This is a genomic window from Pantoea sp. M_10 (genome assembly GCF_008631515.1).
Lineage (GTDB): Bacteria > Pseudomonadota > Gammaproteobacteria > Enterobacterales > Enterobacteriaceae > Pantoea > Pantoea anthophila.
Window position 1 is genome coordinate 443802 of sequence record NZ_VWUL01000003.1, and the last position, 17387, is coordinate 461188.

General features: G+C 56.6%; 16 protein-coding genes. 13 read left to right on the top strand and 3 right to left on the bottom strand.

What is annotated here, in order from left to right; genetic code table 11:
- Window positions 1-2: 2 nt before the first annotated feature.
- The 12 genes from murD to mutT all read left to right on the top strand — a co-directional run bounded on the left by murD (window position 3) and on the right by mutT (window position 14507).
- A complete protein-coding gene (murD, locus tag F3I47_RS11865; RefSeq protein WP_009092140.1) occupies window positions 3-1319 on the top strand; it encodes a UDP-N-acetylmuramoyl-L-alanine--D-glutamate ligase in 1317 nt (438 codons plus the stop codon).
- Complete coding sequence (ftsW, locus tag F3I47_RS11870) at window positions 1319-2533, top strand: cell division protein FtsW (RefSeq protein ID WP_150028635.1); 1215 nt, start codon at window positions 1319-1321, stop codon at window positions 2531-2533. The genes murD and ftsW overlap by 1 nt, the downstream gene beginning before the upstream one ends.
- A complete protein-coding gene (gene murG / locus F3I47_RS11875; protein ID WP_111208300.1) occupies window positions 2530-3588 on the top strand; it encodes an undecaprenyldiphospho-muramoylpentapeptide beta-N-acetylglucosaminyltransferase in 1059 nt (352 codons plus the stop codon). The genes ftsW and murG overlap by 4 nt, the downstream gene beginning before the upstream one ends.
- A gap of 70 nt (window positions 3589-3658) precedes the next feature.
- Window positions 3659-5137, top strand: coding sequence for a UDP-N-acetylmuramate--L-alanine ligase (gene murC, locus F3I47_RS11880; RefSeq protein WP_150028634.1), 1479 nt, complete (start codon window positions 3659-3661; stop codon window positions 5135-5137).
- A complete protein-coding gene (locus F3I47_RS11885; protein ID WP_150028633.1) occupies window positions 5127-6047 on the top strand; it encodes a D-alanine--D-alanine ligase in 921 nt (306 codons plus the stop codon). The genes murC and F3I47_RS11885 overlap by 11 nt, the downstream gene beginning before the upstream one ends.
- Window position 6048: 1 nt before the next feature.
- The gene (gene ftsQ / locus F3I47_RS11890; protein ID WP_009092131.1) at window positions 6049-6888 is read left to right on the top strand and encodes a cell division protein FtsQ; all 840 of its coding nucleotides are present in this window, start codon (window positions 6049-6051) and stop codon (window positions 6886-6888) included.
- Complete coding sequence (ftsA, locus tag F3I47_RS11895) at window positions 6885-8141, top strand: cell division protein FtsA (protein ID WP_009092129.1); 1257 nt, start codon at window positions 6885-6887, stop codon at window positions 8139-8141. Before ftsQ ends, ftsA begins: the two co-directional genes overlap by 4 nt.
- A gap of 71 nt (window positions 8142-8212) precedes the next feature.
- The gene (ftsZ, locus tag F3I47_RS11900; protein ID WP_009092127.1) at window positions 8213-9367 is read left to right on the top strand and encodes a cell division protein FtsZ; all 1155 of its coding nucleotides are present in this window, start codon (window positions 8213-8215) and stop codon (window positions 9365-9367) included.
- Window positions 9368-9468: 101 nt separating this feature from the next.
- On the top strand, window positions 9469-10386 hold the full coding sequence (lpxC, locus tag F3I47_RS11905; RefSeq protein ID WP_009092125.1) for a UDP-3-O-acyl-N-acetylglucosamine deacetylase: 918 nt from the start codon (window positions 9469-9471) through the stop codon (window positions 10384-10386).
- A gap of 299 nt (window positions 10387-10685) precedes the next feature.
- Entirely contained in the window at window positions 10686-11192 is a 507-nt protein-coding gene (gene secM / locus F3I47_RS11910; RefSeq protein ID WP_223812705.1) for a secA translation cis-regulator SecM, read from the top strand.
- A gap of 74 nt (window positions 11193-11266) precedes the next feature.
- A complete protein-coding gene (gene secA / locus F3I47_RS11915; protein ID WP_009092121.1) occupies window positions 11267-13969 on the top strand; it encodes a preprotein translocase subunit SecA in 2703 nt (900 codons plus the stop codon).
- Between the two features lie 142 nt (window positions 13970-14111).
- Window positions 14112-14507, top strand: coding sequence for an 8-oxo-dGTP diphosphatase MutT (gene mutT, locus F3I47_RS11920; RefSeq protein WP_009092119.1), 396 nt, complete (start codon window positions 14112-14114; stop codon window positions 14505-14507).
- A 30-nt stretch (window positions 14508-14537) separates the two neighbouring features.
- On the opposite strand, the gene yacG is transcribed toward mutT, so the two are convergent.
- Genes yacG through coaE form a run of 3 tightly spaced genes read right to left on the bottom strand, consistent with a single transcriptional unit; the run spans window position 14538 to window position 16100 of the window.
- Window positions 14538-14735, bottom strand: a complete 198-nt coding sequence (gene yacG / locus F3I47_RS11925) for a DNA gyrase inhibitor YacG (RefSeq protein ID WP_009092117.1) — start codon at window positions 14733-14735, stop codon at window positions 14538-14540.
- An 8-nt stretch (window positions 14736-14743) separates the two neighbouring features.
- Window positions 14744-15487, bottom strand: coding sequence for a cell division protein ZapD (gene zapD, locus F3I47_RS11930; RefSeq protein ID WP_150028632.1), 744 nt, complete (start codon window positions 15485-15487; stop codon window positions 14744-14746).
- A gap of 4 nt (window positions 15488-15491) precedes the next feature.
- On the bottom strand, window positions 15492-16100 hold the full coding sequence (coaE, locus tag F3I47_RS11935; RefSeq protein ID WP_150028631.1) for a dephospho-CoA kinase: 609 nt from the start codon (window positions 16098-16100) through the stop codon (window positions 15492-15494).
- A 234-nt stretch (window positions 16101-16334) separates the two neighbouring features.
- On the opposite strand from coaE, the gene F3I47_RS11940 reads away from it, so the two are divergent.
- Window positions 16335-17375: a GMP reductase gene (locus F3I47_RS11940; RefSeq protein WP_150028630.1), complete on the top strand. Its 1041-nt coding sequence runs from the start codon at window positions 16335-16337 to the stop codon at window positions 17373-17375.
- The last annotated feature ends 12 nt before the right edge of the window (window positions 17376-17387 follow it).

The following is a 17387-nucleotide window of genomic DNA, read 5'->3' on the forward strand; positions in this document are numbered from 1 at the left end:
TCATGGCTGACTATCGGGGTAGAAAAGTCGTCATCATCGGGCTGGGCCTGACCGGGCTCTCCTGTGTTGATTTCTTTCTGGCGCAGGGCGTAACGCCTCGCGTGATGGATACCCGTGTCTCGCCGCCGGGGCTGGATAAATTGCCCGGGCAGGTTGAACGCCATCTGGGCGGTCTTAACGGCGACTGGCTGCTGACCTCCGATCTGATTGTTGCCAGTCCGGGCATCGCGCTGGCGCATCCGCTTCTCAGCGAAGCAGCAGATGCCGGTATCGAAATCGTCGGCGACATCGAGCTGTTTTGCCGCGAGGCGCAGGCGCCTGTCGTGGCGATTACCGGTTCCAACGGCAAAAGCACGGTGACGACGCTGGTGGGCGAGATGGCCAAAGCCGCAGGCTGGCAGGTGGGCGTAGGCGGCAACATCGGTCTGCCCGCACTGAGCCTGCTGCAGTCTCCGGCGCAGCTCTACGTGCTGGAGCTCTCCAGTTTTCAGCTTGAGACTACGCACAGCCTGAAAGCCGCGGCGGCAACCGTGCTGAACGTCAGCGAAGATCATATGGATCGCTATCCGCTGGGGATGCAGCAGTATCGTGCCGCCAAACTGCGGGTTTACGAGAACGCGCAGACCTGCATCGTTAACGCCGATGACGCCCTGACGATGCCGGTTCGCGGGGCGGACACCCGTTGTGTCAGCTTTGGCATCGATTTCGGTGACTATCACCTTAACAAGCAGCAGGGCAGTATCTGGCTGCGGGTGAAGGGTGAGAAGGTGCTGAACACCGCTGAAATGAAAATGACCGGCCAGCACAACTACACCAATGCACTGGCGGCGCTGGCCCTGGCTGACGCCGTAGGGTTGCCACGCGCCTCCAGCCTGGCCGCTTTAACGCATTTTAACGGTCTGGCACATCGCTTCCAGCTGGTGCATGAGCATCAGGGCGTGCGCTGGATTAACGACTCTAAAGCCACCAATGTTGGCAGCACCGAAGCGGCACTGAATGGTCTGCAGGTGAACGGCACGTTATGGCTGCTGATGGGCGGCGATGGCAAATCAGCCGACTTTACGCCGCTGATCCCCTGGCTGCAGGGTGACAATGTGCGTCTCTACTGTTTTGGCCGCGACGGTGATGCGCTGGCGGCGCTGCGTCCTGAGATCGCCGTACGCACGGAGACGATGCGTCAGGCAATGGAGCAGATCGCGCCTCAGGTTAAATCCGGCGATATGGTTCTGCTGTCGCCCGCTTGTGCCAGCCTTGACCAGTTCCGTAACTTTGAGCAGCGCGGCGATCAGTTCGCGCAGCTGGCGAAGGAGCTGAGCTGATGCGTATTCCTGGCGCCGGACTGGCTCACTATTTCTCAGGACGCCTGAAAGATTGGGTCATGGGATCGCGTGAAAGTGATGACACTTCACTGGTGCTCTATGACCGCACGCTGTTATGGCTGACGCTCGGTCTGGCAGTGATTGGTTTTGTGATGGTGACCTCGGCCTCTATGCCTGTCGGTCAGCGTCTGAATGACGATCTCTTTTACTTTGCCAAGCGTGACGCCTTCTACATTGCGCTGGCGCTGGGCATGGCGCTGGTTACGCTGCGGGTGCCAATGGATTTCTGGCAGCGCTACAGCAACGTGATGCTGATGGTCACGATCGTCATGCTGCTGATTGTTCTGGTAGTCGGCAGCTCGGTTAACGGTGCATCGCGCTGGATTGCGCTGGGTCCGCTGCGTATCCAGCCTGCGGAGCTGTCGAAGCTCTCCCTGTTCTGCTATCTCGCCAGTTACCTGGTGCGCAAAGTGGAAGAGGTGCGTAATAACTTCTGGGGCTTCTGTAAACCGATGGGCGTCATGGTCGTGCTGGCGGTGTTACTGCTGGCGCAGCCCGACCTGGGAACGGTGGTGGTGCTGTTTGTTACGACGCTGGCGATGCTCTTCCTGGCGGGGGCCAAGCTGTGGCAGTTCATGGCGATTATCGGCTCCGGTATCTTTGCGGTGATCCTGCTTATCATTGCAGAGCCCTACCGTATGCGCCGCGTGACGTCGTTCTGGAATCCCTGGGAAGATCCGTTTGGGAGTGGCTACCAGCTGACCCAGTCGCTGATGGCCTTTGGCCGCGGTGAGTTCTGGGGGCAGGGACTCGGTAACTCCGTGCAAAAGCTGGAATATCTGCCGGAGGCGCACACCGACTTTATTTTCGCCATCATAGGGGAAGAACTCGGTTACATCGGTGTGGTATTGGCACTTTTAATGGTATTCTTCGTCGCTTTTCGTGCGATGTCGATTGGCCGACGTGCGCTGGAGCTGGATCAGCGTTTTTCCGGCTTTTTAGCCTGTTCAATTGGCGTCTGGTTCAGCTTCCAGGCGCTGGTTAACGTCGGGGCTGCAGCCGGTATGTTACCGACTAAAGGCCTGACCTTGCCGCTGATCAGTTACGGTGGTTCGAGTCTGATCATTATGTCGACCGCCATCGTCTTTTTATTACGCATAGATTATGAAACGCGCCTGGCGAAAGCGCAGGCGTTTACCCGAGGTGGTCGATGAGCGGTAAGCGATTGATGGTGATGGCAGGCGGAACCGGCGGACATGTTTTTCCCGGTCTGGCTGTCGCCCATCATCTGATGGAACAGGGCTGGCAGGTTCGCTGGTTAGGCACCGCCGACCGCATGGAGGCCGATCTGGTGCCGAAGCACGGCATTGAGATCGACTTTATCCGCATCAGCGGACTGCGTGGTAAAGGCCTGAAAGCGCTGCTGCTGGCGCCCATGCGCATCTTCAATGCATGGCGTCAGGCGCGTCGCATTATGAAAGCCTGGCAGCCCGATGTTGTGCTGGGCATGGGCGGCTACGTTTCCGGTCCCGGTGGCCTGGCGGCCTGGAGTTGCGGCATTCCGGTGGTACTGCATGAGCAGAACGGGATTGCCGGACTGACCAACAAATGGCTGGCGAAAATCGCCACCAAAGTGCTGCAGGCGTTTCCGGGGGCTTTTCCTGCTGCCGATGTAGTGGGCAATCCGGTGCGTACGGATGTGCTGGCGCTGCCTCTGCCGGCACAACGACTGGCCGACCGTACAGGCCCGATCCGGGTGCTGGTGATTGGCGGCAGTCAGGGCGCGCGGATACTGAACCAGACGCTGCCGCAGATTGCGGCGCTGGTGGGTGATGAGATCACCCTGTGGCATCAGACCGGTAAAGGGGCGCTGCCTGAAACGGAGAAAGCCTATCAGCAGGCGGGTCAGACGCAGCACAGGGTCACCGAGTTTATCGATGATATGGCGGCGGCCTATGCCTGGGCCGATGTGGTGGTCTGCCGCTCCGGGGCGTTAACCGTGAGTGAAGTCGCTGCCGCCGGTTTACCGGCGATTTTCGTGCCGTTTCAGCACAAGGATCGCCAGCAGTACTGGAACGCGCTGCCGCTGGAAAAAGCGGGCGCCGCCAGAATTTTTGAGCAGCCGCAGTTTACTGCGGAGGCCGTAGCGGATCTGCTACGCCACTGGGATCGCGCAACCCTGTTGACGATGGCTGAGCAGGCCCGTCAGGTGGCGATCCCCGATGCGACCGATCGGGTCGCACAGGAAGTGGCTCGCGCCGCAAAGTAATCATTCCGGTCAGCGTGTCTGACCTGTACCCGGGCCGGGTACAAACTGAAAGAGCAGGTAATTGAGAGCGATGAATACACAACAATTGGCAAAACTGCGTTCTATCGTGCCCGAGATGCGTCGCGTCCGGCACATCCACTTTGTCGGCATCGGTGGTGCTGGCATGGGCGGTATTGCCGAAGTGTTAGCAAATGAAGGCTACCATATCAGCGGTTCAGATCTGGCCCCTAACCCGGTGACGCAGAACCTGATAGCGCTGGGTGCGACCATCTATTTTAACCATCGCCCTGAAAACGTGAACGATGCCAGCGTGGTGGTGGTTTCCAGCGCGGTCTCGCAGGACAACCCTGAACTGGTGGCGGCGCGTGAACAGCGCATTCCGGTCATTCGTCGCGCGGAGATGCTGGCGGAGCTGATGCGATTCCGTCACGGCATCGCCGTTGCGGGCACTCATGGCAAAACCACCACCACGGCGATGGTCTCAAGCATTTATGCGGAAGCCGGGCTGGATCCGACCTTTGTGAACGGCGGACTGGTTAAAGCAGCAGGCACCCATGCCCGTCTGGGCAACAGCCGCTATCTGATTGCCGAAGCGGATGAGAGTGACGCGTCGTTCCTGCATCTGCAGCCGATGGTGGCGATTGTGACCAACATCGAAGCGGACCACATGGACACCTATCAGGGCGATTTTGAGAACCTGAAGCAGACCTTTATTAACTTCCTGCACAACCTGCCGTTTTACGGTCGCGCAGTGATGTGCGTGGATGATGCGGTGATCCGCGATCTGATCCCACGTGTAGGACGGCACATTACCACCTACGGTTTCAGTGATGACGCTGACCTGCGCATTGAGAATTATGAGCAGAGTGGTGCGCAGGGACATTTCACCCTGATCCGTCAGGATAAAGCGCCGCTGCAGATTACGCTGAACGCACCGGGCCGCCACAACGCACTGAATGCGGCCGCCGCGGTTGCCGTCGCCAGTGAAGAGGGCATTGAAGACAACGCCATTCTGGCTGCGCTGGAGAGCTTCCAGGGCACGGGCCGTCGCTTTGATCTGCTGGGTGAGTTCCCGACCGAACCGGTAAACGGGCAGCCGGGCAGCGCAATGCTGGTGGATGACTATGGTCATCACCCGACTGAAGTTGAGGCGACGATCAAAGCGGCGCGTGCAGGCTGGCCGGACAAAAAACTGGTCATGGTATTTCAGCCGCACCGTTTCAGCCGAACCCGCGATCTCTTCGATGATTTCGCCAACGTGCTGTCACATGTCGATGTCCTGCTGATGCTGGATGTCTACTCTGCCGGTGAGACGGCCATTCCGGGCGCAGACAGCCGTTCGCTCTGCCGTGCGATTCGCAATCGGGGCAAAGTGGATCCGATTCTGGTGCCGGAACATGACGCGCTGCCGGAGATGCTGGCACCGCTGCTGTCAGGCAACGATCTGATTCTGGTGCAGGGGGCCGGTAACGTCGGTAAGGTTGCCCGCAAGCTGGCTGACGCCAGGCTCCAGCCGGAGCAGAAAGCGGAGGATCGTCATGGCGGATAAAGTTGCCGTATTAATGGGCGGTACCTCGGCAGAGCGTGAGGTGTCGCTTAACTCGGGTCAGGCTGTTTTAGCCGGATTACGGGAAATGGGCATTGATGCACATGGCATCGATACCCGTGATGTTTCGGTTCTCACGCTGAAAGAGCAGGGCTTTACCAAAGCCTTTATCGCTCTGCATGGCCGGGGTGGCGAAGATGGCTCGCTGCAGGCGGTGCTGGAGTTTCTGCAACTGCCCTACACGGGCAGCGGCGTGATGGCCTCAGCCGTCACCATGGACAAGCTGCGCACCAAACTGCTGTGGCAGGGGCGCGGCTTACCTTCAGGACGCTTTGTCTGGCTGACGCGTCAGCAGTTTGCTGCCGGGCTGGATGCCGAGAGCGACGCGGCGATTGCGGCGCTTGGCCTGCCACTGTTTGTTAAGCCAGCCTGTGAAGGCTCCAGCGTGGGCATCAGCCGGGTCAACGATCTGAGCGCGCTGCCTGCTGCACTGGAACTGGCGTTTAAGCACGACAATGACGTGCTGGTCGAGGCGTTTCTCAGCGGCGCGGAGTATACCGTCGCGATTGTGGGCGATCGTATTCTGCCTGCCATTGAGATTAAGAGCGCCAGTGAGTTCTATGACTATGAAGCTAAATACATTTCTGACGATACTCAGTATCTCTGTCCGGCCGATTTAAGTGCCGAACGGGAAGCAGAATTGCAGCAGCTGGTGCTGGCAGCCTGGCGTGCGCTGGGATGCCGTGGCTGGGGACGGGTTGATGTGATGACCGACGGAGAGGGGAACTTTCAGCTGCTGGAAGCCAACACCTCACCGGGCATGACCAGCCACAGTCTGGTTCCGATGGCGGCGAAACAGGCGGGTATGCCTTTCCCGCAGCTGGTTGCCCATATTCTGGAGCTGGCCGACTGATATGTCACAGGCGGCGATGAGAGTTCGAAACCGTGAACCGCAGGAGCGTACTCGCACCGGGCGCAGTAACGGAGCCCGACTGTTCGGTATTGTTTTCCTGCTGATTGTCATCGGGATTATGATTTCCGGCGGGCTGGTGGTGCTGAAGTGGATGAATGATGCGTCCCGGTTGCCGTTATCCAGACTGGTGGTAACGGGGCAGACGCACTACACCACGCACGATGATATCCGCCAGGCGATCCTGTCGCTTGGCCCACCGGGCACCTTTATGTCGCAGAATGTCGACATCCTGCAGCAGCAGATCGAGCGGCTGCCGTGGATCAAGCAGGTCAGCGTGCGTAAACAGTGGCCGGACGAGCTGAAGATTCATCTGGTGGAGTACACGCCAGTGGCGCGCTGGAACGATGTGCATATGGTGGATGCTGATGGGGTTTCCTTCAGTGTGCCTGCCAGCCACATTGGTAAAGAGACGTTGCCAATGCTGTATGGACCTGAAGGGAGTGAGAAAGAGGTCCTGGCGGGCTATCACAGCATGGATGATGTGCTGAAAGCCCGGAAGTTTACTCTGAAGGTGGCGTCGATGACGGCCCGGCGTTCATGGCAGCTGGTCACCAGCGATGATGTTCGTATCGAGCTGGGCCGCAGCGACACCATGAAACGACTGAATCGCTTTATTGAGCTCTACCCGGTGCTGGAACAGCAAGGTCAGAACGAGAGCAAACGTATCAGCTACGTGGATTTGCGATACGACTCGGGCGCTTCTGTTGGCTGGACACCGGTTGTGATGGAGCCACAGGACAGTAATCAGCAACAGAACCAGGCACAGGCTAAACAACAATGATCAAGGCAACGGACAGAAAACTGGTAGTTGGACTCGAAATCGGCACTGCGAAGGTCGCCGCCCTGGTTGGGGAAATTCTGCCCGATGGTATGGTCAACATTATTGGGGTGGGCAGCTGTCCCTCCCGCGGTATGGATAAAGGTGGCGTAAACGACCTTGAGTCGGTGGTGAAATGCGTTCAGCGTGCCATCGACCAGGCTGAGCTGATGGCAGATTGCCAGATCTCCTCTGTCTACCTTGCTTTATCGGGCAAACATATCAGTTGTCAGAACGAAATCGGGATGGTTCCGATTTCGGAAGAGGAAGTGACTCAGGATGATGTGGAGAACGTCGTGCATACCGCCAAATCGGTGCGTGTGCGTGATGAGCATCGCATCCTGCACGTGATTCCTCAGGAATATGCCATCGACTATCAGGAAGGGATCAAGAACCCGGTCGGACTTTCCGGCGTGCGTATGCAGGCGAAAGTGCACCTGATCACCTGTCACAACGACATGGCGAAGAACATCGTGAAAGCCGTTGAGCGGTGCGGGCTGAAAGTCGATCAGCTGATTTTTGCCGGTCTCGCCTCCAGTTTTGCCGTTTTAACGGAAGACGAACGTGAGCTGGGCGTGTGTGTTGTCGACATTGGTGGCGGTACAATGGACATTGCCGTATATACCGGCGGCGCTTTACGGCACACTAAGGTTATTCCGTATGCGGGCAACGTCGTCACCAGCGATATCGCCTATGCGTTTGGCACACCGCCAACCGATGCGGAGGCGATTAAAGTGCGCCATGGCTGTGCGCTGGGATCGATTGTCGGCAAAGATGAGAACGTTGAAGTGCCAAGCGTGGGTGGACGTCCACCGCGCAGCCTGCAGCGTCAGACGCTGGCAGAGGTGATTGAGCCGCGTTATACCGAACTTTTGAATCTGGTCAACGACGAGATTCTGCAGTTACAGGAACAACTGCGTCAGCAGGGCGTGAAGCACCACTTAGCCGCAGGCATTGTCCTGACCGGTGGCGCTGCGCAAATTGAAGGACTGGCGGCCTGTGCGCAACGCGTGTTCCATACGCAGGTGCGTATCGGACAGCCGCTGAATATTACTGGCCTGACTGATTATGCGCAGGAATCGTACTACTCCACCGCGGTGGGACTGCTGCACTATGGCAAAGAGTCGCACATGAACGGTGATGCAGAGACCGAAAAGCGTGTCTCAGTAGGTAACTGGTTCAAGCGTTTTAACAGTTGGTTAAAAAAAGAGTTTTAATTTTTGTGAAAGGAGATCATGCTGTTTTCTTTAGTGATCTCCAGGCGACAGGCACATAACGGAGAGAAATCATGTTTGAACCTATGGAATTAACCAACGACGCGGTGATTAAAGTCATCGGCGTCGGTGGCGGCGGCGGTAACGCCGTAGAGCACATGGTACGCGAGCGTATCGAAGGTGTGGAATTCTTTGCTGTGAATACCGACGCTCAGGCGCTGCGTAAAACAGCGGTCGGCCAGACGATCCAGATCGGTAACAACATTACCAAAGGTCTGGGTGCGGGTGCGAACCCGGAAGTGGGCCGTAACTCTGCAGAAGAAGATCGCGAAGCACTGCGTTCTGCGCTGGAAGGGGCAGACATGGTGTTCATCGCAGCCGGCATGGGCGGCGGTACCGGTACCGGTGCAGCGCCTGTCGTGGCTGAAGTGGCAAAGGATTTAGGCATCCTGACGGTGGCCGTGGTCACCAAGCCGTTCAACTTCGAAGGCAAAAAACGCATGGCGTTTGCCGAGCAGGGGATCGCTGAACTCTCTAAGCATGTCGATTCACTGATCACCATTCCTAACGACAAGCTGCTGAAAGTGCTGGGTCGCGGAATCTCCCTGCTGGATGCGTTTGGCGCAGCCAACGACGTGCTGAAAGGTGCAGTCCAGGGTATTGCCGAGCTGATCACCCGTCCGGGCCTGATGAACGTCGACTTTGCTGACGTGCGTACCGTCATGTCTGAAATGGGCTATGCGATGATGGGTTCAGGCGTTGCGTGCGGTGAAGATCGCGCGGAAGAAGCGGCTGAAATGGCGATCTCCAGCCCACTGCTGGAAGATATCGACCTGTCTGGTGCACGTGGCGTGCTGGTCAACATTACGGCAGGCTTCGATCTGCGTCTGGATGAGTTCGAAACCGTGGGTAACACCATCCGCGCCTTCGCCTCTGACAACGCAACCGTGGTTATAGGCACCTCGCTGGATCCGGAAATGAACGACGAACTGCGCGTCACCGTGGTGGCAACCGGTATCGGCATGGACAAGCGTCCGGAAATCACGCTGGTCACTAACAAGCCAGCCAGCCAGCCTGTGATGGATCACCGCTATCAGCAGCACGGTATGTCACCGCTGCCGCAGGAGCAGAAACCCGCTGCTAAAGTGGTTAACGACCAGGCTGCGCAGTCGAACAAAGAGCCCGACTATCTTGATATTCCGGCCTTTTTACGCAAGCAGGCCGATTAGGATTAACCCTATAATTGGGGTTCTCCGCTCTTTGTGCTAAAGTGTCTGCCCGCTGGTAAAGTATACTGGCGGTCGGAAAGGTAATATTGCGAGATAATGCGATGATCAAACAAAGGACATTAAAACGTATTGTTCAGGCGACGGGTGTCGGTTTGCATACCGGCAAAAAAGTCACCCTGACATTACGCCCTGCGTCGGCTAACACCGGGGTCATCTATCGTCGCACCGACTTGAATCCACCGGTAGATTTTCCGGCTGATGCAAAATACGTGCGCGACACCATGCTGAGTACCTGCCTGGTGAATGATGACGGCGTGCGTATTTCAACGGTCGAACACCTCAATGCCGCCCTGGCCGGTCTGGGTATCGATAACATTATTGTTGAAGTCGATGCTCCGGAAATTCCGATCATGGATGGCAGCGCAGCACCGTTTATCTATCTGCTGATGGATGCGGGTATCGAGCAGCTCAACAGCGCGAAGAAATTCGTGCGCGTTAAGCAGACCGTGCGTGTGGAAGAGGGTGATAAATGGGCCGAGATCAAACCGTACAACGGTTTCTCGCTTGATTTCACCATCGACTTCAAACACCCGGCTATCGATTCCAGCTCACAGCGTTATGCGATGAACTTCTCTGCTGATGCCTTTGTTCGTCAGATCAGCCGGGCGCGTACATTTGGCTTTATGCGTGAAATCGAATATCTGCAGTCTAAAGGCCTGTGCCTGGGCGGTAGCTTAGATTGTGCGATAGGTCTGGATGATTTCCGCGTACTGAATGAAGAAGGCCTGCGTTTTGAAGACGAGTTTGTCCGTCACAAAATGCTGGACGCTATCGGCGACCTGTTTATGTGTGGTCACAACATCATTGGTGCATTTACTGCATTCAAATCAGGCCACGCACTGAACAACAAGCTGCTGCAAGCGGTTCTGGCTAAGCAGGAAGCCTGGGAATGGGCAACCTTCGAAGACGAAGCTGAACTGCCGCTGGCATTCAAAGCACCGAATCTGGTTCTGGCTTAATTACCCCGGAACGCGAAACGGCTGGTTATGCTGACACCCTCTCCGGTCAGCGGCGCCAGCCGTTTTTTATTGCCCCCATCTTATCCGTCGCAATAGTGTGACCGCTCTCGTAACGCCTTGTCTGTTCTGCTGAATTGCTGAACAATCGCTCGCCTTTTCTCACACCGCCACTTTAATCTCAGGTGTGGATGCCCCACATTAATGATACTATCTGTGGCGCTTTTACAGGCCGAAATCCGTTGCAGCATGCGGCGGTTGAACGAAAACAAAGGCGCAGGAGCATGCGCAATGGAAAGGGTGTGATCGGGATTCTTCAGCGCTGGCGACAATTGGGTAGACGCTATTTCTGGCCCCATCTCCTGTTAGGGATGGTCGCGGCCAGCTTTGGCCTGCCAGCCTGTGCGCAAAACTCCGAACTCAGCACCTCTTCAGAATCTCCGGCCAGCAGCCTTTTTCTGGGCAGTGCCGCACGTTTTGACCACCTGATACGGCTTCAGGAAGCGTCCCGCCGTCCCAGCTTCAGCGTGGATTACTGGCATCAGCACGCCATCCGTACGGTTATCCGTCATCTTTCGTTCACGCTGGCGCCACAGGCCCAGGCGGAGCCACAGATTTTACCGCTGGCGGCACAAAAGCTGGCGCTGATTGATTCACTGCATAACTTACTGACGTCTCATTCTGCGCGGCATACCGCCCCGCAGCTGATGACGGCACCCCCGCTTTTCACCGCCGTAACCCGCTCATGGGTTGAGTGGCATGCCAGCGTGCATGGCATTCGCGCCGGACCTGCCCGATTGTTCTGCTAATATTTTTGGTTTTATTTACTCTGTTAAGATTTCGCAGTCCGGCAAGCGCCGGCTGAATTGAGAAACTATTGATTATGTTAAGCAAAATATTGACCAAGGTTTTTGGCAGCAGCAACGATCGTACGCTGCGCCGCATGCGCAAAGTGGTAGATGTCATCAACAAGATGGAGCCTGATTTCGAGAAGCTCTCTGATGATGAACTGAAAGCCAAAACGGACGAGTTCCGCGAGCGCCTGAAAAAAGGTGAATCGCTGGAGAGCCTGATTCCTGAAGCCTTTGCGACGGTGCGTGAAGCCAGTAAACGTGTGTTTGGCATGCGTCACTTCGACGTTCAGCTGATCGGCGGCATGGTGCTGAATGACCGCTGCATCGCTGAGATGCGCACCGGTGAAGGTAAAACCCTGACCGCGACCCTGCCAGCCTACCTGAACGCACTCTCCGGCAAGGGCGTTCACGTGGTGACCGTCAATGACTATCTGGCTCAGCGCGATGCGGAAAACAACCGTCCCCTGTTCGAGTTCCTTGGCCTGAGCATTGGTATCAACATGTCGGGCCTGCCTGCGGTAGCGAAGCGCGAAGCCTACGCTGCAGACATTACCTACGGTACCAACAACGAGTATGGCTTCGACTACCTGCGCGACAATATGGCTTTCAGCCCGGAAGAGCGCGTACAGCGTAAACTGCACTACGCGCTGGTGGATGAGGTCGACTCCATCCTGATCGATGAAGCGCGTACGCCGCTGATTATTTCCGGTCCGGCAGAAGACAGTTCTGACCTCTACACCAAAGTGAACAAAATCATCCCTCATCTGGTTCGTCAGGATAAGGAAGATAACGAAACTCATCAGGGTGAAGGTGACTTCTGGGTCGATGAAAAAGCGCGTCAGGCTCACATGTCCGAGCGCGGTCTGGTTAAGGTGGAAGAGCTGCTGGTCAGCCAGGGCATCATGGAAGCGGGTGAGTCACTCTATTCACCGACCAACATCATGCTGATGCATCACGTTACGGCGGCGCTGCGTGCTCATGCGCTCTTTACCCGCGACGTGGACTATATCGTCAAAGATGGCGAGGTCGTGATTGTTGATGAACACACCGGCCGTACCATGCAGGGTCGTCGCTGGTCCGATGGTCTGCATCAGGCGATTGAAGCGAAAGAAGGGGTAGAGATTCAGAACGAGAACCAGACGCTGGCCTCTATCACTTTCCAGAACTACTTCCGTATTTACGAGAAGCTGGCCGGTATGACCGGTACCGCAGACACTGAAGCGTTCGAATTCAGCTCCATCTATAAACTCGACACTATCGTGGTGCCGACCAACCGTCCGATGGTACGTAAAGATCTGGCTGACCTGGTCTACATGACCGAGAAAGAGAAGATCGACGCTATTATCGAAGATATCCGTGAGCGTACTGCTAACGGTCAGCCGGTGCTGGTGGGGACGATCTCGATTGAAAAATCGGAAGTGGTCTCTAACGAACTGACCCGTGCGGGTATTAAACACAACGTTCTGAACGCCAAGTTCCACGCCCGCGAAGCGGATATTGTGGCGCAGGCGGGTCAGCCGGGTGCGGTAACGATCGCCACCAACATGGCGGGTCGTGGTACAGACATTATGCTGGGCGGCAGCTGGCATGCCGATGTGGCGGCGCTGGAGAATCCGACCGAAGCGCAGATCGAAGAGATCAAAGCGGCCTGGAAGGTTCGTCACGATGCGGTTCTGGCATCAGGGGGTTTGCACATCGTCGGTACCGAGCGTCACGAGTCCCGCCGTATCGACAACCAGCTGCGTGGTCGTGCAGGTCGTCAGGGTGATGCCGGCTCCTCACGCTTCTACCTCTCAATGGAAGATGCGCTGATGCGTATTTTTGCCTCCGATCGCGTGTCGAATATGATGCGTAAACTGGGCATGAAGCCTGGCGAGGCGATTGAGCATCCATGGGTCACCAAAGCGATCGCCAATGCTCAGCGCAAAGTTGAAAGCCGTAACTTCGATATTCGTAAGCAGCTGCTGGAATATGATGATGTGGCAAACGATCAGCGTCGCGCTATCTACAGCCAGCGTAATGAACTGCTGGATGTCTCTGATGTGAGCGAAACCATTAACAGCATTCGCCACGATGTCTACAAAGCGACCATCGATACCTACATTCCGCCGCAGTCACTGGAAGAGATGTGGGACGTGCCAGGGCTGGAAGAGCGTCTGCGCGCCGACTTCGATCTTAACCTGCCGATAGCGGAATGGCTGGATAAAGAGCCGGATCTGCACGAGGAAGTGCTGCGTGAGCGCATCATGACCCACGCGACCGAGAGCTATGCTGCCAAAGAAGAGATCGTCGGTGCCGAGATGATGCGTAACTTCGAAAAAGGCGTGATGCTCCAGACGCTGGATTCGCTGTGGAAAGAGCATCTGGCTGCGATGGACTATCTGCGTCAGGGTATCCATCTGCGTGGCTATGCGCAGAAAGATCCGAAGCAGGAGTACAAGCGCGAATCCTTCGCCATGTTCGCTGCGATGCTGGAATCACTGAAGTATGAAGTGATCAGTACCCTGAGCAAGGTTCAGGTGCGTATGCCTGAAGAGGTTGAAGCGATGGAGCAGCAGCGTCGTGAAGAAGCCGAACGTCTGGCGCAGCAGCAGCAGCTGAGCCACGTAGAAGAGGATGCGCTGGCAGAACCGGCGGCAGAGCAGAGCGGTGAACGTAAAGTCGGCCGCAACGATCCCTGCCCGTGTGGTTCCGGTAAGAAATACAAGCAGTGTCATGGCCGTATCGCCTGATACGCAATGCTAATGAAAAAGGAGCCGCTGGCTCCTTTTTTTATGCCCGCGGCCCATCCCGCCAGAGCAGACGTAAAGCGGTTAACTTCCGCTATAGCATGTTCTAAAATCAGCCCTCACTCATTACGACCGGACAGTTTCCATGAAGCACCTGCAGGTTGCGGTTGGCATCATTCGCAATGCCAGTAAACAAATTTTCCTTGCCCAGCGCGCGTCAACGTCTTACATGGCAAACAAATGGGAGTTTCCCGGCGGTAAGATTGAAGCGGGCGAAAGCGCGGAAGAGGGGCTCGTCAGAGAACTCCACGAAGAAACCGGTATTGAAGTGACCGATGCGCGCCCGATTGGTCATGCCGACCACACCTATGACGATCTGCGCGTGACGCTGCATTTCTTTCTGGTCGAAGGCTGGAAGGGAGAGCCGTGGGGTAAAGAGGGGCAGCCGCAGCGCTGGGTTGATCAGCAGGCGCTGGTCGCCGACGAATTTCCGGCCGCGAATCATCAGCTGATTGCGCGTCTGGTCGCCGGCGAGCTCTGAGCGGATGGGGCAGTGCGCCCCATCCTTCTGTCAGCGATCTTCTTCGCTCCAGTTTTCACTGTCGTTCATATCATCGCTGCTGGGAATGCGTTTCTCTTCGGCAGCCCATTCCCCTAAATCGATAAGCTGACAGCGCTTACTGCAAAACGGCCGAAACGGGCTGAGTTCATCCCAGATCACCTCTTTGCCGCACTGCGGACAGGAGACGGTCATGACTTCTTGCTGCATAGTTACCTCTAACAACAGGACAGCTGGAAGTTAAGGCGGGCGGGCACTTCGCCGCGCTCGCTGTCCAGCGGCATAAAACGAATGGCGTAGCGGCTTTTGTGGCCGGACACCTGTGGATAGAGCGCATCGTCCAGCGACAGCTGCAGTCGCAGCAGATCGGCATCCTCGGCATTATCCTGATAAAAGCCATTGAGGCTGGTCTGCGTATGGAACGAACCCGACTGGCGGATCAAATCCAGCACCATCGCCAGGGCATGATGGAGTGGCTCCAGGGTCTGCATCCAGGCTTCAACCTGCGCATCGCGGACTTCCTGTGGCAGATGCAGCCAGATGTGCAGACCCGGCAAATCAAAACTGCAGCAGCCGCCAGGAATGCTCAGACGCTGGCGAACCAGGGCAATGAGACGATCCTCGCGGAGTTGCTGCCCCATCCGTGGTGCATTCATCAACCGGGTTGACTGACTTTTGAGTTTATCGCTCAGGGCATTAACCCGCGTCATATCGACACCCGGCACATCCGCCCAGGCGCGTAATTTCTGCTGCTGACGCTCCAGCTCTTTCAGCAGCTCTGTGCGAATATCGCCCCGCTCGAAAATGTCGAGCAACTCGCCAGTGAGGCGGAAAAAGGTCAGCGCGTTGACAGTTTTATCCAGCGGAGTTGTTTCGTCTAACTGATTAATTAAAAACTCAACCCGTAGCCAGGTCCGCATTTTTTCATTCAGTGGGTGTTCAAACAGAACGGGTGTGCTCATGTTATTAATCCTGTTTCGTTGCCGCCAGCCGGAGGTAGCGCTGGTGAAGTCCGGCAACCTGTGGCAAGGCGTCATCGGGCTCGCCACTGTTATCAATAATATCGTCGGCACAGGCGAGGCGCTGCTGGCGCGTCGCCTGCGCGGAAAGAATACGTTGCGCCTGCTCCGGGGAGAGCCCATCGCGCTGTCGGGTACGGGCTAACTGCGTCTCCTCATCAACATCCACGACCAGCACCCGATCAGCCTGGTGCTGTAACTGATTTTCTACCAGTAGTGGCACCACCCAGAGCACATAAGGTGAGGCCGCCTGGGCGATCAGCTGTCGCGTCCGGGCGTTAATCAGCGGGTGCAACAGCGCGTTTAACCAGCTTTTCTCTTCGGGCTGCTGAAAAATAATTTCGCGCAGGCGGGCACGGTCAAGCGTTCTCTGTCCGGTCAAGATGGATGCGCCGAAGCGCGCCTCAATGGCCTGCAGAGCGGGAGTGCCCGGCTCGACAACTTCGCGTGCGATCAGGTCAGCATCAATAATTTCCACACCAAGCGCAGCAAAGGCCCCGGCTATCGTGCTTTTACCACTGCCGATTCCTCCTGTGAGCGCGACGGTATAGGGCATGTTTCTCACCTGGCTTCTCATATGGACATAGGTTCAGGGTAATGATCTGAACAAAAAACGCAAAAATGAGCGACAGATCACACCAGTAAAGCAGCAATAAATTTTACGGATTGTAGCGTAAATAAAGTGAAATTCGCAGTCTTGTCGCGTCGCCAGAGGCGCGTAATATAACGTCACTGGAACCGTGCTTATTTCGCGAACGGCGAGTTGTTGCCACCTACCAGGACACTGTTTATGCGTATTGAAGAAGATCTGAAACTGGGCTTTAAAGATGTCTTAATCCGGCCCAAACGCTCCACGCTGCAAAGCCGCTCGCAGGTCGAGCTGGAACGCAGCTTCACCTTCCGCCACTCCCGCCTGAGCTGGAGCGGCGTCCCGATTATCGCGGCCAACATGGATACCGTCGGCACCTTTTTAATGGCTGAGGCGCTGGCCAGTTTTGATATTCTCACCGCCGTTCACAAGCACTACAGCGTGGAGGAGTGGCTGGCGTTTATTCAGCGCGTCCCCGCCACGGTTCTGAAGCATGTGATGGTGTCAACCGGCACCTCTGAAAACGATCTGAACAAGCTGGTCGCCATTATGGCGCTGTCCGACGATTTACAGTTTATCTGCATCGACGTGGCCAACGGCTACTCGCAGCATTTTGTTGATTTTCTGCAGCGCGCTCGTGAGATGTTCCCGGCGAAAACCATCTGTGCCGGTAATGTGGTGACAGGGGAAATGGTGGAAGAGCTGATTCTGTCGGGCGCGGATATCGTTAAGGTTGGCATCGGTCCGGGGTCGGTCTGCACGACCCGGGTGAAAACCGGCGTGGGCTATCCGCAGCTTTCTGCCGTCATCGAATGTGCCGATGCGGCCCATGGCTTAAGTGGACAGATTGTCAGTGATGGCGGCTGTTCGGTGCCAGGCGATATTGCGAAAGCCTTTGGCGGCGGAGCGGACTTTGTGATGCTGGGAGGCATGCTGGCGGCACACGATGAGTGTGAAGGGCAGGTCGTCGAAGAAAATGGCGAAAGCTTCATGCTGTTTTACGGCATGAGTTCTGAATCGGCGATGAAACGTCATGTCGGCGGTGTCGCCCAGTATCGGGCCGCCGAAGGTAAAACGGTGAAGCTGCCACTACGTGGCCCGGTGGCTGATACTGCACGGGATATTCTGGGAGGTTTGCGGTCCGCCTGCACCTACGTCGGGGCTGAGCGTCTGAAAGAGCTGACCAAGCGCACGACCTTCATCCGGGTCAATGAGCAGGAAAACCGCGTATTCAACCGGTAATCGTCCGGGGCG